Raw genomic sequence first — 23193 nt, forward strand, 5'->3', positions numbered from 1 at the left:
CCGGGACAGCCGCCGGGAGAGCCGCCGGGATATGCGCGTGCTCACGCGCGGGGCGGCACGGCATCATCCGGAGCATGGCATACACGACGGACCAGGGCGACGAGAAGACGGCACAGCAGCGCCTCCGCGAGCGGCGGGCGGTCGCTCACCGGGAGGCGGAGCGCGTCCTGTCGCGCGCGGGATTCCGCGCAACGCTTCGCGACCGGCTCGCGTACCTCCACGAGCACGCACCCGACGTCCACGACCTGGACGAGTCCGGTGACATGTACGGCAACGGGGTCGTGGGAGCCCTGGAGGAGCGGGTCGCCGGCCTGCTCGGCACGGAGGCCGCCGCGTTCTTCCCGACCGGCACGATGGCCCAGCAGATCGCGCTGCGCTGCTGGGCGGGCCGCACCGGCAACCCGACGGTCGCGCTGCACGCGCTGAGTCATCCCGAGAGGTGGGAGCGGGGCGCGTTCAGCGCCGTCAGCGGGCTGCGCACCGTCCGGGTGACGGGGGAGCCCCGGCTGCCCACGGCGGAGGAGGTGCGCGGCTTCGAGGAGCCCTTCGGCGCGTTGATGCTGGAGCTGCCTCTGCGGGAGGCCGGTTATGTGCTGCCTTCCTGGGAGGAGCTGACCGAGACCGTGGCGGCGGCGCGCGAGCGCGACGCCGTGGTCCACTTCGACGGCGCGCGGCTGTGGGAGACGACCCGGCGTTTCGGGCGTCCTCTGCACGAGATCGCCGACCTGGCGGACAGCGTCTACGTGTCGTTCTACAAGTCCCTCGACGGCTTCGGCGGAGCCGCGCTCGCCGGCCCGCGGTCGCTGGTGGAGGAGGCGAAGACCTGGCGGCACCGGTACGGCGGCACGATATTCCAGCAGTTCCCCACCGCGTTGTCGGCGCTCATCGGCCTGGAGCGCGAACTGCCCAGGCTGCCCGAGTACGTGGACCACGCGCGCGTGGTGGCCGGCGCGCTGCGCGAGGGTCTCGCCGCGACGGACGTGCCGTGGGCGCGCGTGTTCCCGGAGCCGCCGCACACCCACGAGTTCCAGGTCTGGCTGCCCTACGAGGCCGACGTCCTCGCCGAAGCGGCGGCGCTCCAGGCCGAGGAGACGGGGACGATGCTCTTCGCGGGCGCCTGGGAACGGGGCGGACCGGGGCTCTCCGTCACCGAGGTCGGCGTCCGCTCCGAGGGCCTGACATGGACGGCGGACGACGTGAGGGCGGCGGTCGCGGACTTCGCCACACGGATCCCCCGGACGGCCCGGGCCGCCGACGAGGTCGACGGGTAGGCGGGGAGGCGAGCGGGGAACGGGCGCCTGGCCCGCACGGGGTCCGTGCCCGGGCGGGCGGGGCACGGGCAGCAGACCTGCCCAGGCACCCCGGCACCCCGGCACCCCGGCACCCCGGCACCCTGGCGGCCCGGCGGCCCGGCGGCCCGGCGGCCCGGCGGCCCGGTGCCCCGGCGGCCGGTCGAGCGGGGACGTCGCCCGGGCCGGGTTGTCAGTGCCGGAGTGCACCATGAGGGCATGAGCCTGCGCATCGACGTCGCCGGGCTGCGGCCGGAGAGGGTCTCCGTCGCGCCCTCGCCCCTGGCCGAGCTCGGCATGGCGCTGCACGCGCTGGCCGAGCCGGGGCACCATCCCGGCCTGCAGGGCTGGGTCACCGCGGTCACCGCCGGGCTCGACCCGCATCTGGCCGACCGGATGTGCGAGGCGGACTTCCTGTGGCGGACGACGTTCTCGGACCTCTTCCTGCCCTGTGCGGGCGTCCCGGGCAGAACCACCCTCCCCGGCGCGACGCTGGCCGACGAACTCGACCTCCTGGACAAGCTGACGGACGAACAGTTCGTCGACTGCGCGCTGGAATTCATCTGCGCGCCCGGATACGACCTGCCGGGCGCCGGCGTCCTCCGCCACCCGGAGCTGCGCCGACGCGCCTTCGACCTGGCCGCCACCCGCGGCCCGCGACAGGTGCGGTTCACGCGGCGGCTGCTCGACGACCCGCCACGCGTGCGTGGCTGGCTGCGCCAGTTCCTTCGGGACTGCGACGAGGCGTTCTTCTCCGACGTCTGGGCGCGGGTGCGGCTCCCCCTCGCCGCCGACGCCCGTCTGAAGACGGACCTCCTGCGCCGCAGGGGGCTGGCGGAGACGCTCACCGCCGTGTCCTCGGCCGTGACGCTCGACGAGGAGGCCGCGCGGATCACCGTCGACAAACTGGTCGTGGGCCACAGCACGACGGGGGACGGCGGCCTGCTGCTGGTGCCCACGAGCCTCGGCTGGCCGCACCTGATGGTGCTGCACCGGTACGGCTGGCAGCCGGTGCTGCACTACCCGGTCGGCTCGCCGGAGCCGGCCGCACCGCCGTCGGTGGAGCAGCTGGCGCTGCGGATGACCGCGCTGTCCCATCCCGTCCGGATGCGCATCTGCCGGATGCTGGCCCGCAGCGCGTACACCACGACGGAACTGGCCCAGGTCCACGGTGTGTCGGCGCCCGAGATATCCCGGCACCTCACGCTGCTGAAGAAGGCGGGCCTGGTCACCACGCGCCGACGCGGCCGGTACCTGCTGCACCAGCTCGACGTCACGGTGGTGGCCCGGCTGGGCAGCGACTTCCTGGAGGGGATACTCCGCTAGGCGGGCCGCCCGCGCTTCAGTCGAACCGGATGTGTCTCAGCCCCACGCCGGCCTGCCGCAGCCGTGTCCGCAGCGCGCCCCCGGTGTGGGGCCGGAGCGTCAGACCGGCGAGGACGGCGATGCGGTCGGCCGTCTTCGGCACGGTCGCGTGGTCCGTCCACAGGTGCTCGGCGAACTCCGGCTCGCGCAGGTGTTCCAGGCAGTGGTCGAGCCGTCTGACGGCCCAGGTCTCCCGGCGCAGCCCCGCGTTCCGGCCCACGGCGAACCCGAGGAGGTGTCCCGGGCCGCGCTCGCGCAGCCGCCGCAGGACCGTCTCCCGTTCGGCGAGGAGCGTGAAGTGACGTACGTCGTGACCGAGTTCGCGCAGCCTGCCGACGGTCTCGGCGAAGTACACCGGGTCGGTGACGGTCATCGGGACGACGACCACGCCGTCGTGCTTTTGGAGCGCCAGGTCGAGGACCTCGACGACGCCCTGCCGCCAGGACGCCAGGTCCTGGAAGTCACCGCGCAGATCCGGCGGCAGCATGCGGCGCAGGCCGAACCCGGCGTGCTCGGGGTCGCACACCACGCTGCCGGGCAGACGGCGCCGGATCTCGTAGGCGGTCTGCGTCTTGCCGCCGCCGAAGGGACCGTTGATCCACAGGAGCATGCGCAGACCCTAGTACGGACCCCCGCCCCGGGGCGGAGCGCGGCCCGGCGCGACACCCCTCAGTGGCCGCCGGCGCGGACGAGACCCGTTTCATAGGCCAGCACCACCACCTGGACGCGGTCGCGCAGGCCGAGCTTGGTGAGGATGCGTCCCACATGGGTCTTGACGGTCGCTTCGGAGAGCACCAGCCGGGCAGCGATCTCCCCGTTGGACAGACCCTGGGCGACCAGCACCATCACCTCGCGCTCGCGTTCCGTGAGCCGTTCCAGCTCCTTGTGGCGGGGTTCGCCTCCCGTGGCGGGCAGCATCGGCGCGAAACGGTCCAGGAGACGGCGGGTGGTGGAGGGCGCGACCACCGCGTCACCGCTGTGCACGGAGCGGATCGCGGCGAGCAGCTCGCTGGGCGGGACGTCCTTCAGCATGAAGCCGGAGGCGCCTGCCTTCAGCCCCGAGAACGCGTACTCGTCGAGGTCGAAGGTGGTCAGGATCAGCACCTTCGGCGGGTCTGGCTCCTCGCAGATGCGCCGGGTGGCCTCCACGCCGTCCAGCTTCGGCATCCGGACGTCCATCAGAACGACGTCCACCTCCGTCGAACGCACCACCTGGAGGGCCTCGACGCCGTCGCCCGCCTCCGCCACGACCTCCATGTCCGGCTGGGCGGCGAGCACCATCCGGAACCCGGTGCGCAGCAGCATCTGGTCGTCGACCAGCATCACGCGGATCGTCATCGAGTCCTCTTCCGTACTTGGGTCGGGGGAGCGTGGGGAGAGCGGGTGGGGTGGGTCGGGCGGGCGGTTCACGGGGCGTGACAGGTGTCAACGAGGGGCGTGCGTCAGCGTCAATGCGCCGGTTTGAGCGGGAGCAGGGCGCTGATCCGGAATCCTCCGCCCGGTCGCGGGCCCGCGTCCAGGGTGCCGCCGACCATGCCGACCCGTTCGCGCATGCCGATCAGTCCGTGCCCGGCGCCGTCGGCCCCGCCCTCCTCGTACAGCTCGTGCGGGGCGCCCTTGCCGTCGTCCTCCACGAGCAGCCCGAGACCGTCGTCGAAGTAGACCAGGCGGACGCTCGCACCCGTGTTCGGCCCGCCGTGCTTGCGCGTGTTGGTCAGCGCCTCCTGCACGATGCGGTACGCCGTCAGCTCCACGCCGCTGGGCAGCGGCCGGGCCGTGCCCTCGACCTTGAAGTCCACGGGCAGGCCCGAGCCGCGGCACTGCTCGACCAGGTCCTCGATCTGCTCGACGTCGGGCTGCGGCACGTACTCGCCGCCCTCCTGGTGCTCGCCGGTGCGCAGCACGCCCAGCAGCCGGCGCATCTCGGCGAGGGCCTGGCGGCCGGTGGAGGAGATCGTCTCCAGGGCCGTCTTCGCCTGGTCGGGCGCGGCGTCCAGGACGTATGCGGCGCCGTCGGCCTGCACCACCATCACCGACACGTTGTGCGCGACGACGTCGTGCAGCTCGCGGGCGATGCGGGCGCGCTCGGCGGCGACGGCGACCTTCGCCTGCGCCTCGCGCTCCTTCTCCAGACGGGCCGCGCGTTCCTCCAGCTGGGCGAAGTACGCGCGGCGGGTGCGCATGGAGTCGCCGAGCACCCAGGCGAACGCGAACGGCACCGTCAGGAAGACCACGGTCGCAGCGTTGCCCGGCACGCCCGAGTTCTCGTTCGGCCAGCGCAGCTGGGCGAGGGTGGCCGCGCTCAGACCCATCACGAGCGCCAGCCTGGACGCCCAGCGCGCGCCGTTGGCCGCGACCGTGTAGACGATCACCAGCAGGGCGAAGTCGGCGGCCGTCGTCGAGACGTCCAGCGCCAGCTGCGCCACCCCCAGGGCGGCGGCCAGCAGCAGCATCTTCTCGGGCAGCCGCCTACGCAGCGCGATGACCAGGCAGAGCAGAAGCACGACGGGCACGTACAGCGCCATGGAGTCGGTGCCCCCGCGCTGGTTCCGGCCGGTGGTTCCGGCCACGACAGAGATCCCGAACAGGACGAGGGCCCAGAAGCCGTCGACCCCGGTCGGGTTTCTGCGGAGGAAGTCATAGAAGCGCTGCACGTAACCCAGCGTAGGGAAGCCCGATGCGTGCGGGGGTCAACCGGAGGGCCGATCCGGTACGGGCGCGTGTACTCCGCAAGGTGGATGCCGTGATCACCTGTACGGCTGGTCCACCCGCCTAGTCTGTCGGGGTGGACGAGGTCTGGCGGACGAGGTGACGGGCTCGGGCGAGGCGACCGGCTCGGGCGGGTGGCGCGGCTGGCGCGCGGCGACGCAGGCCGCGCTGTACGGAGCGAGCGGCGAGGGCACGACGGCCACGCCAGGGGTGACGGGCGCGGCGAACGTGGCGGGCGTGACAGGCGTGACGCGTCCGACGGGCGCGACGGGCGCTACAGGTGCCACGGGCGGGACGGGCTCGGGCGGCTCCGCGCAGGGCTTCTATCGGCGGCCCGAAGGTCCCGCCGGGCACTTCCGCACGTCCGTGCACGCCTCGCCGCTCTTCGCCGAGGCCGTGGCCCGGCTCCTGTGCCGGGTGGACGAGGCGCTTGGCCGGCCCGAGTCGCTCGACTTCGTCGACATGGCCGCCGGCCGGGGCGAACTGGTGGCCGCGGTGCTGGCGGCGCTCCCCGCCGGAGTGCTTTCCCGCACGCGCGCGTACGCCGTCGAGATCGCCGACCGCCCCGAGGGGCTCGCTCACCGGATCGAGTGGCTCCGCGAGCCGCCGTCGGCCGTCACCGGGCTGCTGTTCGCCAACGAGTGGCTGGACAACGTCCCGGTCGAGGTCGCGGAGGTCGACTCCGCCGGGGTGGCGCGGCTGGTCCTCGTCCGGCAGGACGGGACCGAGCGACTCGGGGAGCCGGTGTCGGGGGCCGACGCGGACTGGCTGGGGCGCTGGTGGCCGCCGGGGGGCGAGGAGGGGCTGCGGGCCGAGATCGGGCTGCCCAGGGACCTGGCGTGGGCGTCGGCCGTGGCGTGCGTCGGACGGGGGCTCGCGGTGGCGGTGGACTACGCGCACACCGCGGACGCGCGCCCCCCGTACGGGACTCTCACCGGGTTCCGGGACGGACGTGAGACGGCTCCCGTCCCGGACGGGTCCTGCGACATCACGGCCCACGTGGCGCTGGACGCCTGCGCGGAGGCGGGGGCGCGGACCGCGGCGCTGACGCACGCCCCGCACCCCCTGCCCGGCTCTCCCGGGCACTCCGCCACCGGCACGCACTCCGGCTCCCGCACGATCACGGGCCTGGGCACGCGCCCCGGCGCACGCCTGCTCACCCAACGGGCTGCACTGCGCGCCCTGGGGCTCACGGGTACGCGCCCCCCGCTCGCACTCGCCTCCACGGACCCCGCCGCATATGTGCGCGCCCTCGTGAACGCCGGAGCGGCCGGCGAACTCACCGCGCCGGGCGGGCTGGGCGACTTCGGCTGGCTGGTCCAGCCGGTCGGCATCCCGGACCCGCTGGCCCCCTGAGCGACCGTCTCCGGTGCTGCCGCCCCCTGAGCGACCGCCGTCCGGCCGGCCGGCCGTCGCCACGCACGCGCGCCACCCGGCAGCCCTGCGGCCGACTACTTGTCGATGTCTCCCACCACGAAGAACATCGACCCCAGGATGGCCACCATGTCGGCGACCAGCGTGCCCGGCAGCAGCTCGGTGAGCGCCTGGATGTTGTTGTACGACGCCGAGCGCAGCTTCAGCCGGTACGGCGTCTTCTCGCCCTTGCTGACGAGGTAGTAGCCATTGATGCCGAGGGGGTTCTCGGTCCAGGCGTACGTGTGGCCCTCGGGCGCCTTGAGGACCTTCGGCAGCCGCTGGTTGATCGGGCCGGGCGGCAGGTCGGCGAGACGGTCCAGGCAGGCGTCCGCGAGAGCGAGCGCGTTGTACGTCTGCTCCAGGAGGCACTCGAAGCGCGCGAGGCAGTCGCCCTCGGTGCGCGTGACCACCTTCAGGGTGTCCTGCAGTTCCCCGTAGGCGAGGTAGGGCTCGTCCCTGCGCAGGTCGAAATCGACGCCCGAGCCGCGCGCGATCGGCCCGCTCACGCCGTAGGCGTGCACATGCTCCGGCGCGAGGACGCCGACGTCCCGCGTGCGCCCGCGGAAGATCTCGTTGCCGAGCACGAGGTCGTCGAAGACGTCCATACGGGAGCGCACGGCGGCGACCGCCCCCCGCGCGCGGGAGGCCCAGCCGGCCGGCACGTCCTCCTTGAGGCCGCCGACGCGGTTGAACATGTAGTGCATGCGCCCGCCGGAGACCTCCTCCATCACGTTCTGCAGCACCTCGCGCTCACGGAAGGCGTAGAACACCGGTGTGATGCCGCCGAGCTCCAGGGGGTAGGACCCGAGGAACATCAGGTGGTTCAGCACCCGGTTCAGCTCGGCGAGCAGCGTGCGCGTCCACACCGCGCGCTCGGGGACCTCCATGCCGAGCATCCGCTCCACCGCGAGGACCACGCCCAGCTCGTTGGAGAACGCCGACAGCCAGTCGTGACGGTTGGCCAGCATGACGATCTGCCGGTAGTCGCGGGCCTCGAACAGCTTCTCCGCGCCCCGGTGCATGTAGCCGATCACCGGCTCCGCGTGCTGGATGCGCTCGCCGTCCAGCACGAGCCGCAGCCGCAGCACACCGTGCGTGGAGGGGTGCTGGGGGCCGATGTTGAGCACCATGTCGGTGCTCTCCGCGGCGCCGCCGATCCCGACCGTGGTCTCCGTCGTGGGAGTCATGGCACCAGTCTCCCCTACGTACGCTGGGCCCATGGAGACGGGGAGCCCGGTGAGCCCGGGGGGCGCGGAGACGACGGAGGCCGGACCGGAGTGGACCGGGCTGCCGGCCGCACTGCTGCGGATGCGGCGGCTGCTGCTGGTGGTGTGGCTGGTGCCGGCCGCCGTCGGCACCGGCCTGCTGCTCGGCCTGCTCGTCGGCCCCGCGTGGGCCGCGTTCGCACTGCTGCCGCTGGCCGGCATCGGCTGGGGCTGGGTGCTGCTCGGCCGCAACTGGCGCTCCTGGCGGTACGCCGAGCGGGCCGACGACCTGCTGATCAGCCGGGGCGTGCTGTGGCACGAGGAGACCGTCGTGCCGTACGGGCGCATGCAGCTCGTCGAGGTCACCTCAGGCCCCGTCGGGCGCCGCTTCGGGCTGGCCGGCGTCCAGCTGCACACCGCGGCCGCCGCGACCGACGCCGCCATCCCGGGTCTCGACCCCGCCGAGGCGGAACGGCTGCGCGACCGGCTCACCGAACTCGGCGAGGCCCGATCGGCGGGGCTGTGACGGCACCGGGCGTGGAGGGCGGCGTGGAGGACAACGTGGAGGACGGCGTGCCGCAGGCGCCCGGCGGGTCCGGGGCCCGTCCGGGGGCGCTCGCCGCCGAACGCCGACTGCATCCCGTGACGCCGTTCCGACGGGCCTGGGCGCCCGTCGCCGTCCTCGTCGGCTGGGCGGTGCACGACCCGAACCAGGCGCAGGAGCAGCTCACCCGGCTGACCACGACGACGCTGCTCGTCGCGCTCGCCGTCCTCGTCCCCGCGGCCTCCCTCTACGGTTTTCTGACCTGGTGGTTCACCCACTTCGCGGTGACCGACGGCGAACTGCGCATCCGGACCGGGCTGCTGTTCCGGCGCACCGCGCACATCCGGCTGGAACGCATCCAGGCGATCGACGTCAGTCAGCCGCTGCTGGCCCGGGTCGCGGGCGTGGCGAAACTCCGGCTGGACGTCGTGGGCGCCGAGAAGAAGGACGAACTCGCCTTCCTGGGCGAGGACGAGGCCCGCGCGCTGCGGGCCGAGCTCCTCGCGCGCGCGGCGGGCTTCGCCCCGGAGGCGGCGCGCGAGGTGGGGGAAGCACCCGCGCGCGAGGTGCTGCGGGTGCCGGCCCGCGAGCTCGCGATCGCGCTGGCGCTGACGGGCGCCACCTGGGGCGCGCTGGCCGCCGCGCTCGTCGTGCCGCCCGTGCTGTGGCTGGCCACCCACAGCGTGTGGACGGTCCTGGCGACCGGGGTGCCGTTGCTCGGCGCGGCCGGTGCGAGCAGCATGGGGCGGTTCGTCGGCGAGTACGACTGGACGGTCGGCGAGTCGCCGGACGGGCTGCGGATCGATCACGGCCTGCTGGACCGCACGCACGAGACGGTGCCGCCCGGGCGGGTGCAGACCGTGCGCATCGTCCAGCCGCTGCTGTGGCGGCGGCGCCGCTGGGTGCGCGTCGAGCTGGACGTGGCCGGCTCCGCCAACTCCGTGCTCGTGCCGGTCGCCCCGTACGCGGCCGCGGAGACCGTCGTCGCGCGCGTGCTGCCCGGGGTGGCCGTGCCGGCCGAAGCGTCGCTGCAGCGCCCGCCGCGCAGGGCCGGGCGCTGCGTCCCGGTGTGGTGGCGGGGCTACGGCGTCACGGTCACGGGCACCGTGTTCGCGGCGCGGCACGGCCTGCTGCGCCGACGTCTGTCGCTGGTGCCGCACGCCAAGGTCCAGAGCGTTCGGTTGACGCAGGGGCCCTGGCAGCGCCTCTGGGGCCTCGCGGACGTCCATGTGGACACGGGGGCCGGCAAAACCGTCACGGCCCGTCTGAGGGACGCTCAGGAGGCCGCGCGACTGCTCCGCAGTCAGGCCGAACGGTCTCGGACCGGGCGCCGCGACGCTCGGCCCGACCGGTGGATGGCATGACCCGCCCGCCCAGGCCGCGTGCCGCCCCGGCCGCGTGCCGCTCGGGCCCGGGCCCGGGCGCGGTGCGGCGACAGCGGCATCAGCGGCAGCGGCAGTACGGCAACGGCGTCAGGAGACTGCGCTGCGCAGCTGCTGGAGGTCGATCTGTTCCGTCTCGTCGTGGGCGGTCAGGTCGATCACCTGGCCGACTCCGCGCGACGCCTCGTCGGCCGGCTTGAACTCCGCCTCGGACTCGGCCTTGTGCAGCGCGAGGGCCTCCTGGCCGACGACGTCCGCCAGGTCCTCGTTCTGGACGGCCTCGAGGGCGTCCGGAGCCGACTCGCTCTTGGTGCCGAAGAAGTCGAACCCGCCTTCGGCCGTCCGACGCCGCAAGGGCTGAGCGGCCGGTACGACGGCCACGGCGGTCGGCACGGCGAAGTGACCGGACGGCGCCCGAACGGAAGTGGCTGGGCGCGGAACGAGCGCGTCGGCCTCACCCGCCGCAGCGGCCTCGACGGCGGCGGGGGCGGTGGGCGCCGGGGCGGCGCCGGGCTCCGGGTCCAGAGGCGGCTCGGGCTGCGACGCGGTCCGCGCGGCGTCCGACTCCCCACGGGACCTGACCGCTTGGGGTGCGTCGACTGCCGGTGCGTCGGCCAGGGTGCCCGGGCGCGCGGTCTCCAGGGCGATTCCCGGGGCCGTGTCGTGCGGCGCCCTGTCGCCCTGCGGCGTCTCGGAGTCCTGCGAAGCCTCGGAGTCCTGCGAGGTCTCGGTGTCCTGCGAGGTCTCGGTGTCGGCTGCCGGGTGGGGGGCGGTCGCGTGCGCGTGCTCGTCGACCGCCTCGGGCTTCCCCTGCGCCTCGTCCTCCTGGGCGGCGTTCGCGTCGTCGGCGGCACCGTGCTCCGCGGAGGCCGCCCGCGCGGGCTCCTCCCCGGAGGGGTCCGCGGCGAGGTCCCCGGCGAGGTCCTCGTCCTTCCCCGACTCGACGACGTCGGTGTCCAGCCGCGCCAGCGCGGCCTGCGCCCGCAGGAACAGCTTCGAACCCTCGGGCGAGAAGACCGTCGAGAACGGCGCCGCGTCCTCGCGGGGCTCGGCCGGCTCGGCGGCAGCCGTCTCGTCCGCCGCAACCGCGCTGTCCGCCGCAACCGCCCCGTCGACCTCCGCCGACTCGGCGGCCTCGCTCGCGGGCGCGCCCGGCAGTGCCGGCACCGCCTCTATCTCGAGCAGCCGGCGACCTTCCAGGGCGCTTGCCCGCTCGGTCTCCGCGGTGGCGTAGCGGCGCAGCAGCGCCGCGTGCTCGTTGCGCAGGCCGGCGAGTTCGGCACGCTTGGCCCGCAGCCGCTGCTCGAGCTTGACCCGCAGCTCACGCGACTCGTCGAGGTCGCTCTCCAGTTCGGCGACCCGTTCCTCGTAACGCCACTCGTCACTGGCACGCGCGCGCGTGAGGTCGGCGACGTGCTTGCCGGCCTGCATGTCCCAGCGGCGCATCACGACCGCGCCGACGATCGCCGTGGCCGCGGCCGCCGCCGCCAGGCCGCGGAGAGTCGTCTGTTGCGTGAACACCCAGGGGCCGAGAGCGCAGACAAGGGAGACGCCTGCGATCACCGAGGGGGGCAGCAGCCTGTGCAGAGGCGGGGAATGACGGTGACGTCCACGTGGCATGGCCAGAAACTTACCGCGCGTAGGCGAATGTTGGCGCCCCGCCCCACAAAAACTCAGCCATACCGAAGCCTTCACACGACATCACGAATCCCGGCTGTCACCGAATTCGACAAACGACAAGATCATTTCTGGCCCCCGGATCCCGAATCACCTCACCGGTCTCCCCGGCCCCACGGGGCCCCGGCCCCCGCCGACCGCCCCGTTCACCGCCCCGTTCACCGCCCGCCTCATCGCCCCGTTCACCGCGCGGTGAGCCGCGCGCTGATCCACTCCAGGGTCGGCGGGATCTCCCGGCGCCAGGTGTTGAAGTTGTGCCCGCCGCTTTCCAGGATGATCGACGAGATCCTGGTCCGGTGGGTGGACTTCGCCAGCTCTATGAACTTCAGCGTGGGCTTGTAGTTCGATTCCCCGGCCTTGCTGCTGGTGACGAGCAGCGAGGTGGCCGGAGCGGAACGATTCTTCAGAAACCAGTGCAAATCGGCTTCATTGCGGAGCTTCTTGTTCCCGTGGAAGAGATCGCCGGTGGTCGGGTCGCTCGGCGCCTTGTAGTAGGCCGACAGGCCCGCGCCCGCCCCGTAGACCTCCGGGTGGTGCATCGCCAGCTTCAGGGCGCAGTAGCCGCCCGTGGAGTCGCCGATGATGCCCCAGCCGCCGGGCTTCTTGTTCACCCGGTAGTGGGCCGTCACAGCCTCCGGCAGGTCCTTGGCGAAGAACGACTCGGTCTGCGGGCCGTGCGGGATGTCCACGCACTCGGTGTCCCGCGGCGGCGCCACGGTCGGCCGCATCATCACCAGGATCATCGGCTGCATGCGCCCGTTCTTCGCGAGCGTCCGCGCGGTGCTCGGGTAGTGCAGCTTGTTCACCAGCGCCTCCGCCGTGCCCGGGTAGCCCGTCAGGACGACGGCCGCGGGGAAGGTCCGCGTGCGGTACTGCGGCTCGAAGTACTCCGGCGGCAAATACACGTACGCGGGCGTGGCGATGTCCGTCGTACGCCCGATGACGGCGATCTTCTGGATCTGCCCGCCGAAGCGCGGCATCCCGCTGCCGCTGCCGTCCACCCGCCGGGTGTCGACCACCCGCAGCGGACCGGCCGGCGCGCCGCCCTTCGCATGGTCGACGACCACGCCCTGATCCGTCTCCTGACCGAACAGGTCCGCCCAACTGGCGTAGAAGCCGAACGCCTGGTTGGCGGACAGCCCTATGGACACGAAGAGCGCCAATTGCGTGGCGAGCAGCAGCCCGATGCGCCCGCCGACGGCCCGCCAGTTGCGCTTGGCCAGCCGCGGCCACAGCCACACCGTTCCGATGAACAGCAATACGGCGAACAGCACTGACAGCAGCAGCACTTTGTTGCTCGTGAGACCCATGCGGTGTTTCCTGCCTGCTCTCCGTCCGGGATCACGCCCGCTCCCCCGACTCCTTCGCGAGGGCTTGTCCCGAACTTTCCCTGTTCTTTTCAACGGCTTTGGCGAGACGAGTGAACCTCTCTCCCCAAGACACCGTCCTAGAGGGCGCAATGTCGCCGGATGCCCGAATCGGCACCGGGTCCAAAGTCTCTCGCGGAACTACGGGATGCGATGTCTGTCACCGAAGATGGGGAAATGTCGGGTGGGGTTCCGCCCCGTAGCAGCCGGGTGCGGCGGATAGTGCGAGGTCCGCGCCCCGAGGCCGTGCCCTCCCTCGTCGCCCGGGCCTGTGCCCTCGTGGGCCTGCTGGACGTCGCCGGCGGCGTCTTCCCGCGGTTCCGGCACAGCCGTATGCACAGCTTCGCCGAGGTGCTGCCCGGTTCGTTCGGCCCCTTCGCGGCGGCGCTGTCGCTCAGCGCCGGCGTCCTGTTGCTGCTGCTCGCCCACGGTCTCCGGCGCGGCAAGCGGCGCGCCTGGCGAGCCGCGGTGGTCCTGCTCCCGGCGGGCGCGATCTCGCAGTTCATGTACCGGCACTCGATCGTGGGCGCGCTCATCTCGGTCGCCCTCCTCGTTCCGCTGCTGGTGCACCGCGACCAGTTCAAGGCGCTGCCCGATCCGCGCAGCCGCTGGCGTGCACTCGCCAACTTCGTCCTCATGGGCGCCGGTTCCCTGGGTCTGGGCCTGGTCATCGTCAGCGTCCACCCGGGGCGCCTGATCGGCGACCCGAGCCTGGCCGATCGCATCACGCACGTCCTGTACGGCCTCTTCGGCTTCGAGGGCCCGGTCGACTACCAGGGCAACACCTCCTGGACGGTCGCCTTCTCCCTCGGCGCCCTCGGCTGGATCACCGCCGTCACCACGATCTACCTCGCCTTCCGCCCCGAGCACCCGGCCGCGCGCCTCACCGAGGAGGACGAGAGCCGGCTGCGCGCCCTGCTGGACAAGCACGGCCGGCGCGACTCCCTCGGCCACTTCGCGCTGCGCCGCGACAAGGCCGTCGTGTTCTCCCCCAGCGGCAAGGCCGCCGTCACCTACCGCGTGGTCTCCGGCGTGATGCTCGCCAGCGGCGACCCCATCGGCGACGTCGAGGCCTGGCCCGGCGCCATCGAGCGCTTCATGGACGAGGCCAAGGCCCACTCCTGGACGCCCGCCGTCATGGGCTGCTCGGAGACCGGCGGCGAGGTGTGGACCCGCGAGACCGGCCTGGACGCCCTGGAGCTGGGCGACGAGGCGGTGGTGGACGTGGCGGATTTCTCCCTCGCCGGCCGCGCGATGCGCAACGTGCGACAAATGGTCAAGCGCATCGAACGCGCCGGTTACGAGACCCGGGTCCGGCGCGTACGTGACCTGGGCGAGGCCGAACTGGAGCGCATCCGGCGGGCCGCGGAGGACTGGCGCGGCACCGACACCGAGCGCGGCTTCTCCATGGCCCTGGGCCGCGTCGGCGACGCCTCCGACGGGGACTGCCTCATCGCCACCGCCCACAAGGCCGACGAGGTCCCCGGCGAGTACGGCGACCTGAAGGCGATCCTGCACTTCGTGCCCTGGGGCCCGGACGGCGCCTCCCTCGACCTGATGCGACGCGACCGCTCGGCCGACCCCGGCATGAACGAACTGCTGATCGTCGCCGCTCTCCAGGCGGCGCCGAAGTTCGGCATCACGCGCGTGTCGCTGAACTTCGCCATGTTCCGCTCCGCCCTGGCCCGCGGCGAGAAGATCGGCGCCGGTCCCGTGCTGCGCGCCTGGCGCGGGCTGCTGGTCTTCCTCTCACGCTGGTTCCAGATCGAGTCGCTGTACAAGTTCAACGCCAAGTTCCAGCCTCGCTGGGAACCCCGCTTCGTCGTCTACCGCGCCTCCGCCGACCTGCCCCGCATCGGCTTCGCCGCCATGCAGGCCGAGGGCTTCGTCAGCCTCGCTCTGCCCCTGCCGCGCTTCCTGCGCCGTCGCTCCGCCGCGGCCCGCGTGTGCGCGCACGCGGTGGCGGAGAGAGACGTGCGGGCGGCGTAGGCCGCATGGGCCCGCGGAGCCGCTGCCGGTGCGTTCCCTGGCGTGGCCCCGCCAGGGAGCCACGCCGCGGCGCGGCTCCCTCCTGGGCCTACGCTGAACATATGAGCAAGCAGAGCGGACGCGGGCGCGTCGTCGGACTTCCGCAATGGGACCGCTGCGCGGTCATGGGAGTCGTCAACGTGACCCCCGACTCCTTCTCCGACGGCGGCCGGTGGTTCGACACGACGGCCGCCGTCAAGCACGGCCTCCACCTCGTCGCCGAAGGCGCGGACCTGGTCGACGTCGGCGGCGAGTCCACCCGGCCGGGCGCCACCCGCGTCGACGAGGCCGAGGAGCTCCGCCGGGTCGTCCCCGTCGTCCGCGGTCTCGCCTCCGAAGGCGTCGTCGTCTCCGTCGACACCATGCGCGCCTCCGTCGCCGCCAGGGCCCTCGCGGCCGGCGCCGCCCTCGTCAACGACGTCAGCGGCGGCCTCGCCGACCCGGCGATGATTCCCGCGGTGGCGGACGCCGGAGCCCCCTTCGTGGTCATGCACTGGCGCGGCTTCCTCGAAGGCGGCAACGTCCGCGGCGTCTACGCAGACGTCGTCGCCGAGGTGGTCGACGAGCTCCACGCGCGCGTGGACGCCGTCCTCGCCGGCGGTGTCTCCCCCGACCGCATCGTCGTCGACCCCGGACTCGGCTTCTCCAAGGAGGCCGACCACGACCTCACCCTGCTCGCCCACCTGGACCGGCTGCACTCCCTCGGGCACCCGCTGCTCGTCGCGGCCTCCCGCAAGCGGTTCCTCGGCCGCGTCCTGGCCGGACCCGAAGGCGCCCCGCCCCCCGCGCGCGAGCGGGACGCCGCCACCGCCGCCGTGTCCGCCCTCGCGGCGCAGGCCGGCGCCTGGGCGGTCCGCGTGCACGAGGTCCGCGCGACGGCCGACGCGGTGCAGGTCGCTCGCGCCGTGGAAGGGGCGCGCGACGAGAGACGCACGCCGGGGGCGGGCGTACCCGACCCGGCACGGCCGGCGGCGGACGCATCCGGCGCGCACGGCAGACCCGACGCGCCCGCCCCGTCCCACCCGCCCCGCGCAGAAGGAGCCCGGTGAGCGCCCCCCACACGGACGTCGAGCAGGTCGAGGCCGCCAACACCGCCTTCTACGAGGCACTGGAGCAAGGTGATTTCGACGGGGTGTCCTCCTTCTGGCTGGCCCCGTCCGATCTGGGCGTGGACGAGACCTACCACGATCCGGCGGACGTCGGCGTGGTCTCCTGCGTGCACCCCGGCTGGCCCGTGCTCACCGGACGCGGCGAGGTCCTTCGGTCGTACGCGCTGATCATGGCGAACACCGACTACATCCAGTTCTTCCTCACCGACGTCCACGTCTCGGTCACCGGCGACACCGCCCTGGTGAACTGCACCGAGAACATCCTCAGCGGCGGTCCGGCACCGGAGGCCGGCGAGGAGCTCGGGCCGCTCGTCGGCCAGCTCGTGGTCGCCACCAACGTGTTCCGCCGGACGCCGGACGGCTGGAAGCTCTGGTCGCACCACGCCTCGCCGGTTCTGACCGAGAACGACGAGAACGAGGACGACGACGAGGACGACACCCCGTCCTGAGCGGTCGGGAGGGCCACCGGAAGGCGGGCGACGAGGCCCGGACGGCCCGCCCGGGCGAAGAAGTGGTTGGAATCACGAACCGTGGGTAGGGGCGGCTACCGACCCGTGAGCCACGGGGTTCCCCGAGGGGAACGGCCGGTGGGATTCCGGGCTCCCGCCCGGGTCACCGCGGCCGGAGACCGGGTCTGTCGGTGCTCGCGGGTAGATTCGAGCGAGGCCGGGGTGCCGCCCGCACACGGCACGCACCGGCCGGAACCGACGACTGCAGGAGTGATTCGCGTGGATCGTGTCGCGCTGCGCGGCCTCAAGGCTCGCGGGTACCACGGCGTGTTCCCCAGGGAACGCGAGGAGGGCCAGACCTTCATCGTGGACCTCGTCCTGGGCCTGGACACCCGGCCGGCCGCGGCCGACGACGACCTGGCGAAGACCGTGCACTACGGCATCGTGGCGGAGGAGGTCGTGGCCGTCGTCGAGGGCGAGCCCGTCGACCTCGTCGAGACGCTCGCCGCACGCATCGCCCAGGTCTGTCTGAAGCACGAGGTGGTCCAGGAGGTCGAGGTCTGCGTCCACAAACCGGACGCCCCGATCACCGTCCCCTTCGACGACGTGACCGTCACCATCACCCGGAGCCGAGTATGACCGCGTTCTTCGCCGGGGGTCAGAGCGACCCGACCGTACAGCCGGTGCCCGCCTCCGTCGTCGAGAGGGTCGACGCCGCCGACACCACCCTGCACAACCCCAAACGCGCCGTGCTCTCCCTCGGCTCCAACCTGGGCAACCGCCTGGAGACGCTGCAGGGCGCCATCGACGCCCTCGAGGACACCCCGGGCGTCCGCATCAAGGCCGTCTCCCCCGTGTACGAGACGGCGCCCTGGGGCGTCGAGCCCGGCAGCCAGCCCTCGTACTTCAACGCCGTGGTCCTGCTGAAGACGACCCTGCCGCCGTCCTCCCTCCTGGAGCGGGCGCACGCCGTCGAGGAGGCCTTCCACCGGGTACGGGACGAACGCTGGGGCGCACGCACGCTGGACGTCGACATCGTCGCGTACGCCGACGTCGTGGACGACGACCCGCACCTCACCCTCCCTCACCCCCGCGCCCATGAGCGGGCGTTCGTGCTCGCCCCCTGGCACGACGTGGAGCCCGAGGCCCAACTCCCCGGCCTCGGCGCGGTCGCCGACCTTCTCGACGCGGTCACCCGCGAGGGCGTCGCCGCCCGGGGGGACCTGGAACTCCACCTGCCCGAGTAGTCGTTAAGGTCAACAGGAAGGTCGCAGGACCACTGCGGGGGAGCTGAAGGGACACCGTGAGAGAGCTGCACATCAGGGTGCTGGCAGGCGTGTTCGTCGTGGCCGGCGTCCTGTCCTGGGCGGGCGCCCGCCTCTGGAACTCGGTCGGGACCCTGCCCAGCGTCCCGTTGGCCGCGCCCATCGTGCTCGCCGTGATCGCGGTGATCCTGCTCGCCACGGCGATCTCGCTGCGCTCGCGCCTCAAGGCCCAGCGCGAGCGCCGCCCCGAGGCGAAGGGCGTCGACCCGCTGATGGCGGCCCGCGCGGTCGTCTTCGGCCAGGCCAGCGCCCTCGTGGCCGCGCTCGTCTCCGGCATGTACGGAGGCACGGGTGTCTTCCTCCTGGAGTCCCTGGACATCCCCGCCCGCCGCGACCAGGCCATCTACGCCGGCTTCTCGGTCCTCGCGGGCATCGCCGTCATAGCGGCGGCCGTCTTCCTGGAACGCGTCTGCAAGCTCCCGGAGGACGACGACCACGAGAACGGCGCGGCCTCGACGGCATGACCCCGCCGCGCACGCGCGCGGCGGGGCCGAAGAAGACAGGTGGAAGCTCGGGCGGCGTCAGCGCGCCAGTATCAGGCTCATCGCCTCCGCGCGGGTCGTCGCGTCCCTGAGCTGCCCCCGCACCGCGGAGGTGGTGGTCTTGGCGCCCGGCTTGCGGATGCCGCGCACGGACATGCACATGTGCTCGGCCTCGATGACGACGATCACGCCACGGGCCTCGAGAATCCGCATGAGGGAGTCCGCCACCTGCGTGGTGAGACGTTCCTGGACCTGGAGGCGGCGCGCGAACACCTCCACCAGCCGCGCCAGCTTGGACAGACCCGTGATCTTGCCGGACTCCGCCGGGATGTAGCCCACGTGCGCGACCCCGTGGAACGGCAGCATGTGATGCTCGCAGAGCGAGACGATCTCGATGTCCTTGACGAGCACCATCTCGTCGTGACCGAGGTCGAACGTCGTCGTCAGCACGTCCTCGGGCACCTGCCTGAGGCCCGCCAGCAGCTCCCGGTACGCCCTCGCCACCCGCGCCGGCGTCTCCCGGAGGCCCTCGCGGTCCGGGTCCTCACCGACCGCGATCAGGAGCTCCCGTACGGCGTTCTCGGCGCGCTTCTCGTCGAACTCGCCGATCGAGCCCTCGCCGTCCAGCGTCACGGGGTCGGTCATCTGGTGCCTCGTTCCTGTGCGGGTCGCGCGTATGGGTCACGCGCCTCATCTGCGGCATCGAGCATCGTTCAGGAGAAATGCCGCGCCCCCCAGGCTAGAACCTGGGGGGCGCGGCATCCATTCCGGGCCTGGTGAGGCCGCCGGGAGCAGGTCAGCTCTCGGGGCGTTCCTCCGGGCTGGGCTCGGCCACCGGGCCGGCGTCGACCACGGTGGACTTCGCGGTCGAGATCGCCGGGGTGGCGCCGTTGGCACCGTTCGTCAGGGCGAGCTCCTTGGGGGAGAGCACCGGCGGACGGGTGGACGGCGTGCGGCGCGAGGAGCCGGTCCAGGCGGGCCGCGCCGGGCGCTTGACGATGGACGAGAAGATCTCGGCGATCTCCTCCTTGCCCAGCGTCTCCCGCTCCAGCAGCTGCAGCACCAGGTTGTCGAGGACGTCGCGGTTCTCGACCAGGATCTCCCAGGCCTCGTTGTGCGCGTTCTCGATGAGCTTCTTGACTTCCTCGTCCACCAGCGCGGCGACCTCTTCCGAGTAGTCGCGCTGGTGAGCCATCTCACGGCCGAGGAACGGCTCGGTGTTGTCGCCGCCGAACTTGATCGCGCCCAGACGCTCGGTCATGCCGTACTGGGTGACCATCGCGCGGGCCGTGGTGGTGGCCTTCTCGATGTCGTTCGCCGCGCCCGTGGTCGGGTCGTGGAAGACGAGCTCCTCGGCCGCGCGGCCGCCCAGCATGTAGGCCAGCTGGTCCAGCATCTCGTTGCGCGTGGTGGAGTACTTGTCCTCCTCCGGCAGCACCATCGTGTAGCCCAGGGCACGGCCTCGCGAGAGGATCGTGATCTTGTGGACCGGGTCGGAGTTCGGAGAGGCCGCCGCGACCAGGGCGTGACCGCCCTCGTGGTACGCGGTGATCTTCTTCTCCTTGTCCGACATGATCCGGGTCCGCTTCTGCGGGCCCGCGACCACACGGTCGATCGCCTCGTCCAGCATGTGGTTGTCGATCAGCTTCTTGTCCGAGCGGGCCGTCAGCAGCGCGGCCTCGTTCAGCACGTTGGAGAGATCGGCACCGGTGAAGCCGGGGGTGCGGCGGGCGACGGCGGACAGGTCGACGTCGGGCGCGACCGGCTTGCCCTTCTGGTGGACCTTGAGGATCTCCAGACGGCCCTGCATGTCCGGGCGGTCGACCGCGATCTGGCGGTCGAAACGGCCGGGGCGCAGCAGCGCCGGGTCGAGGATGTCGGGTCGGTTCGTGGCGGCGATGAGGATCACGCCGCCCTTCACGTCGAAGCCGTCCATCTCGACGAGGAGCTGGTTCAGGGTCTGCTCGCGCTCGTCGTGTCCGCCGCCGAGGCCGGCGCCGCGGTGGCGGCCGACCGCGTCGATCTCGTCGACGAAGACGATCGCCGGGGCGTTCGCCTTGGCCTGCTCGAAGAGATCGCGGACCCGGGAGGCGCCGACGCCGACGAACATCTCGACGAAGTCGGAACCGGAGATCGAGTAGAAGGGAACGCCCGCTTCCCCGGCGACGGCGCGCGCGAGGAGCGTCTTGCCGGTGCCGGGCGGGCCGTACAGGAGCACGCCCTTGGGGATCTTGGCGCCGACGGCCTGGAACTTCGCCGGTTCCTGGAGGAACTCCTTGATCTCGTGGAGTTCCTCGACGGCCTCGTCGGATCCGGCGACGTCGGCGAACGTCGTCTTCGGGGTGTCCTTGGTGATGAGCTTGGCCTTGGACTTCCCGAAGTTCATGACCCGGGAGCCGCCGCCCTGCATCTGGTTCATCAGGAACAGGAAGACGACCACGATGAGGACGAAGGGGAGCAGGGACAGCAGGATCCCGACGAAGGCGTTCTGCTTCGTCGGAGAGACCGTGTAGCCGTCCGGGATCTGCTTGTCCTGGTACTTGGTCTGCAGCGTGTTGGCGATCGTCACGCCCTGATCGCCGATGTAGCTCGCCTGGATCTTCGAGCTGCCCTTGATCTTCACGCCGTCTTTGAGCGTGGCCTTGATGGTCTGCTCGTCACCGGTGGTGAGTTTGGCCGACTCGACCTTGTTGTCGTTGATCGCTGCAATGACCTGGCCGGTGTCCACCGTCTTGTAGCCGCCGGACGAGCCGACGACCTGCATCAACACGACCACGGCAAGGACGGCCAGCACGATCCACATGACCGGCCCACGGAAGTATCGCTTCACGTCCATCCATACGGAGCGGTGTCGCCCCGTCCCTCCTGCCATAGTGAGTTTGATAAGACAGTTCTTCTGACGGTACCCCAGCTTCGTCGCGCAAAGCCGCACGGGACGGCTGGCGCACCCGTCTGCATGCTCCAACGGCGTGAGGCCCGCCGGGGTTCCCGATCTTCGTACGGGGCTTGGGCTTTTCGGGTTCAGCCGCCGTAGACGTGGGGCGCGAGCGTACCGACGAACGGGAGGTTCCGGTACTTCTCGGCGTAGTCGAGGCCGTAGCCGACCACGAACTCGTTCGGGATGTCGAAGCCGACCCACTCGACGTCGATGGCCACCTTGGCGGCCTCGGGCTTGCGCAGCAGCGTGCACACCTTGAGGGAGGCGGGCTCGCGCGAGCCGAGGTTGGACAGCAGCCAGGACAGGGTCAGGCCGGAGTCGATGATGTCCTCGACGATGAGGACGTGCTTGCCCTTGATGTCGGTGTCGAGGTCCTTGAGGATCCGCACCACACCGGAGGACTGGGTGCCCGCGCCGTAGGACGACACGGCCATCCAGTCCATGGTGACGGGGGTGGACAGGGCTCGGGCGAGGTCGGCCATGACCATCACCGCGCCCTTGAGGACACCGACGATGAGCAGGTCCTTGCCCGCGTACTCCGCGTCGATCTTCGCGGCCAGTTCGGCCAGCTTCGCGTCGATCTCTTCCTTGGTGATGAGCACCTCTTTGAGGTCGGTGCCCATGTCTTTCGCGTCCACCCGCATCACTTTCGGTTGTCCTACCGGCCGCCGGGACCGCCCACGACGACCACGTACGCGGTCCTGGCGGAGGGTCCGGATCAGCCTTGCCGAATCACCAGTCTGCCACCCTGGCGCTGGGCGACGACTTTGCCGGGGAGATTGATGACCCCCTGGCCGCGCCATCCGGTGATCAACCGGTCGACCTCTTCGATGTGCCGGGCGAAGAGGGAACCGGCCGGGGCGCCCGCCTGGATCGCGGCGCGGCGCAGGATGCGGCGGCGCACGGCGGGCGGCAGAGCATAGAGCTTGGCGCACTCCAACAGACCGGCCGCGTCCCGCACGGAGGACTCGGCCTGGCCGGCCCAGGCGTCGAGCGCGTCGGCGTCGTCGCGGGAGAGCTGGGCCGTCCGGGCGAGCGCCTCGACGACGCCCTTGCCGAGGGCCTTCTCCAGGGCGGGCAGGCCTTCGTGGCGGAGCCGGGAGCGGGTGTAGGCCGGGTCGGCGTTGTGCGGGTCGTCCCAGACGGGCAGGGACTGGACCATGCAGGCTTTGCGGGCGGTCTGCCGGTCGAGCTGGAGGAAGGGGCGGCGATAGCGACGCGCGGCCCCCGGTCCGCCGGAGACGGCGGCCATGCCGGACAGGGAGCGGATGCCGGAGCCGCGGGCGAGGCCGAGCAGGACCGTCTCGGCCTGGTCGTCGCGGGTGTGGCCGAGCAGGACCGCGGCAGCGCCGTGGCGCTCGGCGGCCGCGTCGAGGGCGCTGTAGCGGGCGTCGCGGGCGGCTGCCTCGGGGCCGCCTTCGCGGCCGACGGTCACGGCGGTGGACTCGACGGGATCGAGGCCGAGTTCACGCAGGCGCAGGGTGACTTCCGCGGCGCGCAGGTCGGAGCCGGGCTGCAGACCGTGGTCCACGGTGACGCCGCCGGCGCGGATGCCGAGCCGGGGGGCCTCGAAGGCGAGGGCGGAGGCGAGGGCCATGGAGTCGGCGCCGCCGGAGCACGCCACGAGCACGAGCGGCGACGGGAGCTGTTCGTGCGCGCTCGCTTCGGGGGCGGGGTGGTCGTTGAGGACGTCGTGGAGTACGCGGCGGACCGCCAGGCGTATCGCCGCGACCGCAGGATGGGGACCCATTGTCCGGTTCCCTTCATGAAGTTTTCGGGGGCTGAGCCCGGGTTCGGTCACTCAGAGTGTGTAGATGGTGACAGAACCGGGGCGTTCCCCGAGCATTGCACGCCTACCCGGGGCCGACGGTCCCTCGGACGGGTGATTGAAGGGGCGTTCTCCTGCCG

At 72.3% G+C, this 23193-nt stretch carries 21 protein-coding genes; 11 read left to right on the forward strand and 10 right to left on the reverse strand.

The features are described from left to right. Window positions 1-74 precede the first annotated feature (74 nt). Entirely contained in the window at window positions 75-1271 is a 1197-nt protein-coding gene (locus OHS82_RS19055; protein ID WP_057577714.1) for a threonine aldolase family protein, read from the forward strand. A 237-nt stretch (window positions 1272-1508) separates the two neighbouring features. Beyond that, window positions 1509-2615: a DUF5937 family protein gene (locus tag OHS82_RS19060; RefSeq protein ID WP_057577715.1), complete on the forward strand. Its 1107-nt coding sequence runs from the start codon at window positions 1509-1511 to the stop codon at window positions 2613-2615. A 16-nt stretch (window positions 2616-2631) separates the two neighbouring features. Here OHS82_RS19060 and OHS82_RS19065 read toward each other — a convergent pair whose 3' ends face one another. From OHS82_RS19065 to OHS82_RS19075, 3 genes are all read right to left on the reverse strand, one after another. Beyond that, complete coding sequence (locus OHS82_RS19065; protein ID WP_057577716.1) at window positions 2632-3264, reverse strand: AAA family ATPase; 633 nt, start codon at window positions 3262-3264, stop codon at window positions 2632-2634. Window positions 3265-3323: 59 nt separating this feature from the next. Further along, complete coding sequence (locus OHS82_RS19070) at window positions 3324-3992, reverse strand: response regulator (RefSeq protein WP_057577717.1); 669 nt, start codon at window positions 3990-3992, stop codon at window positions 3324-3326. A gap of 110 nt (window positions 3993-4102) precedes the next feature. Further along, the gene (locus OHS82_RS19075) at window positions 4103-5308 is read right to left on the reverse strand and encodes a sensor histidine kinase (protein WP_328434194.1); all 1206 of its coding nucleotides are present in this window, start codon (window positions 5306-5308) and stop codon (window positions 4103-4105) included. Window positions 5309-5462: 154 nt separating this feature from the next. Here OHS82_RS19075 and OHS82_RS19080 point away from each other — a divergent pair, with 154 nt between their 5' ends. Continuing rightward, entirely contained in the window at window positions 5463-6719 is a 1257-nt protein-coding gene (locus OHS82_RS19080) for an SAM-dependent methyltransferase (RefSeq protein ID WP_328434195.1), read from the forward strand. Window positions 6720-6814: 95 nt separating this feature from the next. Here OHS82_RS19080 and OHS82_RS19085 read toward each other — a convergent pair whose 3' ends face one another. Further along, window positions 6815-7966: an NADH-quinone oxidoreductase subunit D gene (locus OHS82_RS19085; protein ID WP_057577720.1), complete on the reverse strand. Its 1152-nt coding sequence runs from the start codon at window positions 7964-7966 to the stop codon at window positions 6815-6817. Window positions 7967-7997: 31 nt separating this feature from the next. On the opposite strand from OHS82_RS19085, the gene OHS82_RS19090 reads away from it, so the two are divergent. Next, entirely contained in the window at window positions 7998-8510 is a 513-nt protein-coding gene (locus OHS82_RS19090; protein ID WP_057577721.1) for a PH domain-containing protein, read from the forward strand. Window positions 8511-8557: 47 nt separating this feature from the next. Then, a complete protein-coding gene (locus OHS82_RS19095; protein ID WP_328436081.1) occupies window positions 8558-9892 on the forward strand; it encodes a PH domain-containing protein in 1335 nt (444 codons plus the stop codon). A 108-nt stretch (window positions 9893-10000) separates the two neighbouring features. Here the strand turns inward: OHS82_RS19095 and OHS82_RS19100 are convergent, their stop codons facing one another. Both OHS82_RS19100 and OHS82_RS19105 read right to left on the reverse strand, forming a co-directional pair. Further along, window positions 10001-11530, reverse strand: coding sequence for a hypothetical protein (locus OHS82_RS19100; RefSeq protein WP_328434196.1), 1530 nt, complete (start codon window positions 11528-11530; stop codon window positions 10001-10003). Window positions 11531-11769: 239 nt separating this feature from the next. Then, entirely contained in the window at window positions 11770-12897 is a 1128-nt protein-coding gene (locus OHS82_RS19105; protein WP_057577723.1) for an alpha/beta hydrolase, read from the reverse strand. A gap of 234 nt (window positions 12898-13131) precedes the next feature. On the opposite strand from OHS82_RS19105, the gene OHS82_RS19110 reads away from it, so the two are divergent. From OHS82_RS19110 to OHS82_RS19135, 6 genes are all read left to right on the forward strand, one after another. Beyond that, a complete protein-coding gene (locus tag OHS82_RS19110) occupies window positions 13132-14943 on the forward strand; it encodes a phosphatidylglycerol lysyltransferase domain-containing protein (RefSeq protein WP_057577724.1) in 1812 nt (603 codons plus the stop codon). Between the two features lie 101 nt (window positions 14944-15044). Then, window positions 15045-16031: a dihydropteroate synthase gene (gene folP / locus OHS82_RS19115; RefSeq protein WP_242433094.1), complete on the forward strand. Its 987-nt coding sequence runs from the start codon at window positions 15045-15047 to the stop codon at window positions 16029-16031. Next, the gene (locus OHS82_RS19120; RefSeq protein WP_057577725.1) at window positions 16028-16540 is read left to right on the forward strand and encodes a nuclear transport factor 2 family protein; all 513 of its coding nucleotides are present in this window, start codon (window positions 16028-16030) and stop codon (window positions 16538-16540) included. Before folP ends, OHS82_RS19120 begins: the two co-directional genes overlap by 4 nt. 279 nt (window positions 16541-16819) lie before the next feature. Then, the gene (gene folB / locus OHS82_RS19125; protein ID WP_057577726.1) at window positions 16820-17179 is read left to right on the forward strand and encodes a dihydroneopterin aldolase; all 360 of its coding nucleotides are present in this window, start codon (window positions 16820-16822) and stop codon (window positions 17177-17179) included. Beyond that, window positions 17176-17787: a 2-amino-4-hydroxy-6-hydroxymethyldihydropteridine diphosphokinase gene (gene folK / locus OHS82_RS19130; protein WP_057577727.1), complete on the forward strand. Its 612-nt coding sequence runs from the start codon at window positions 17176-17178 to the stop codon at window positions 17785-17787. Before folB ends, folK begins: the two co-directional genes overlap by 4 nt. 56 nt (window positions 17788-17843) lie before the next feature. Next, window positions 17844-18329: a DUF3180 domain-containing protein gene (locus OHS82_RS19135; RefSeq protein WP_057577728.1), complete on the forward strand. Its 486-nt coding sequence runs from the start codon at window positions 17844-17846 to the stop codon at window positions 18327-18329. 57 nt (window positions 18330-18386) lie between these two features. On the opposite strand, the gene folE is transcribed toward OHS82_RS19135, so the two are convergent. The 4 genes from folE to tilS form a co-directional block, all read right to left on the reverse strand. Further along, window positions 18387-18992, reverse strand: a complete 606-nt coding sequence (folE, locus tag OHS82_RS19140) for a GTP cyclohydrolase I FolE (RefSeq protein ID WP_057577729.1) — start codon at window positions 18990-18992, stop codon at window positions 18387-18389. A 151-nt stretch (window positions 18993-19143) separates the two neighbouring features. After that, complete coding sequence (ftsH, locus tag OHS82_RS19145; protein ID WP_319188521.1) at window positions 19144-21183, reverse strand: ATP-dependent zinc metalloprotease FtsH; 2040 nt, start codon at window positions 21181-21183, stop codon at window positions 19144-19146. 185 nt (window positions 21184-21368) lie between these two features. Further along, entirely contained in the window at window positions 21369-21929 is a 561-nt protein-coding gene (gene hpt, locus OHS82_RS19150) for a hypoxanthine phosphoribosyltransferase (RefSeq protein WP_057577731.1), read from the reverse strand. A 74-nt stretch (window positions 21930-22003) separates the two neighbouring features. Then, window positions 22004-23035, reverse strand: coding sequence for a tRNA lysidine(34) synthetase TilS (gene tilS / locus OHS82_RS19155; protein ID WP_057577732.1), 1032 nt, complete (start codon window positions 23033-23035; stop codon window positions 22004-22006). Between the last annotated feature and the right edge of the window lie 158 nt (window positions 23036-23193).

Source organism: Streptomyces sp. NBC_00425 (genome assembly GCF_036030735.1).
In the GTDB taxonomy this organism is placed as follows: Bacteria; Actinomycetota; Actinomycetes; order Streptomycetales; family Streptomycetaceae; genus Streptomyces.

Excerpts from the sequence above, each read along its gene's own strand:
- OHS82_RS19055 (WP_057577714.1), top strand. The coding sequence starts at position 75 with ATGGCATACACGACGGACCAGGGCGACGAGAAGACGGCACAGCAGCGC.
- OHS82_RS19060 (WP_057577715.1), top strand. The coding sequence starts at position 1,509 with ATGAGCCTGCGCATCGACGTCGCCGGGCTGCGGCCGGAGAGGGTCTCC.
- OHS82_RS19065 (WP_057577716.1), bottom strand. The coding sequence starts at position 3,264 with ATGCTCCTGTGGATCAACGGTCCCTTCGGCGGCGGCAAGACGCAGACC.
- OHS82_RS19070 (WP_057577717.1), bottom strand. The coding sequence starts at position 3,992 with ATGACGATCCGCGTGATGCTGGTCGACGACCAGATGCTGCTGCGCACC.
- OHS82_RS19085 (WP_057577720.1), bottom strand. The coding sequence starts at position 7,966 with ATGACTCCCACGACGGAGACCACGGTCGGGATCGGCGGCGCCGCGGAG.
- OHS82_RS19090 (WP_057577721.1), top strand. The coding sequence starts at position 7,998 with ATGGAGACGGGGAGCCCGGTGAGCCCGGGGGGCGCGGAGACGACGGAG.
- OHS82_RS19100 (WP_328434196.1), bottom strand. The coding sequence starts at position 11,530 with ATGCCACGTGGACGTCACCGTCATTCCCCGCCTCTGCACAGGCTGCTG.
- OHS82_RS19105 (WP_057577723.1), bottom strand. The coding sequence starts at position 12,897 with ATGGGTCTCACGAGCAACAAAGTGCTGCTGCTGTCAGTGCTGTTCGCC.
- OHS82_RS19110 (WP_057577724.1), top strand. The coding sequence starts at position 13,132 with ATGTCGGGTGGGGTTCCGCCCCGTAGCAGCCGGGTGCGGCGGATAGTG.
- folP (WP_242433094.1), top strand. The coding sequence starts at position 15,045 with ATGAGCAAGCAGAGCGGACGCGGGCGCGTCGTCGGACTTCCGCAATGG.
- folK (WP_057577727.1), top strand. The coding sequence starts at position 17,176 with ATGACCGCGTTCTTCGCCGGGGGTCAGAGCGACCCGACCGTACAGCCG.
- folE (WP_057577729.1), bottom strand. The coding sequence starts at position 18,992 with ATGACCGACCCCGTGACGCTGGACGGCGAGGGCTCGATCGGCGAGTTC.
- ftsH (WP_319188521.1), bottom strand. The coding sequence starts at position 21,183 with ATGGACGTGAAGCGATACTTCCGTGGGCCGGTCATGTGGATCGTGCTG.
- hpt (WP_057577731.1), bottom strand. The coding sequence starts at position 21,929 with ATGCGGGTGGACGCGAAAGACATGGGCACCGACCTCAAAGAGGTGCTC.
- tilS (WP_057577732.1), bottom strand. The coding sequence starts at position 23,035 with ATGGGTCCCCATCCTGCGGTCGCGGCGATACGCCTGGCGGTCCGCCGC.